Origin of the sequence: Pseudomonas brassicae (assembly GCF_010671725.1) — a bacterium.
In the GTDB taxonomy this organism is placed as follows: Bacteria; Pseudomonadota; Gammaproteobacteria; order Pseudomonadales; family Pseudomonadaceae; genus Aquipseudomonas; species Aquipseudomonas brassicae.
The window spans coordinates 1-770 of record NZ_JAAHBU010000353.1 but is presented as its reverse complement, the minus strand read 5'-3'; the positions used below and the strand labels follow the sequence as shown (position 1 = coordinate 770).

Genomic DNA, 770 nt, shown 5'->3' with positions numbered 1-770 from the left:
GTGATTGGAACCGCCCTGTTTTTCGATGACTTGGTATCGTGTGTAGTGATGCGGCAGTCCCGCACCGGGGTGTCAGAAATTTTGTGTTCGGGCATAACATGAGTAAGAGGTGCATGTATGCCAACCAAAAAGAAATCTGAACGCAAACCAGTACGGGAGCTGCCGAAGCTTCCAAAGGAACTGCTGGATCAACTCCCTGAAACGCTGATGACCGCTGAGGCGATCGAAGAGGCTTCTGCGGCCTTCAAGAAAGCGCTGATTGAACGAGCGCTAAATGCCGAGCTCGGCCACCACCTGGGCTATCCGTCGGGCGCGCAGCGCCCGGAGGATGAAACCAACCAGCGCAACGGTAAGAGCGGCAAGACGGTGCTCACCGGCGATGGCCCGATACGCCTGGACATTCCGCGTGATCGCAACGGCAGTTTCTCGCCGATTCTGATCCCCAAGCATGAGCGCCGTTATACCGGTTTTGACGACAAGATCATTGCCATGTATGCCCGTGGAATGACGGTCAGAGAGATTCGTGCGTTTCTTTCCGAGCAGTACGGCACGGACGTCTCGCCCGATTTCATCAGCTCTGTGACCGACGAGGTCATGGAAGAAATTGGCGCGTGGCAACAGCGCCCGCTGGAGCCGATGTACCCGGTCATTTTCTTTGATGCGCTGCGGGTGAAGATCCGCGAAGAAGGCTTGGTGCGCAACAAGGCCATTTACCTGGCGCTGGGCGTTTTACCCGACGGGACGCGCGATATCCTGGGCATCTGGATCGA

At 56.8% G+C, this 770-nt stretch carries 1 protein-coding gene; it reads left to right on the top strand.

Translation table 11 applies throughout. The features are described 5' to 3' along the window. Nucleotides 1-117: 117 nt before the first annotated feature. A partial coding sequence (locus tag G3436_RS21355; RefSeq protein ID WP_178116552.1) for an IS256 family transposase occupies nucleotides 118-770 on the top strand: 653 nt, incomplete at its 3' end.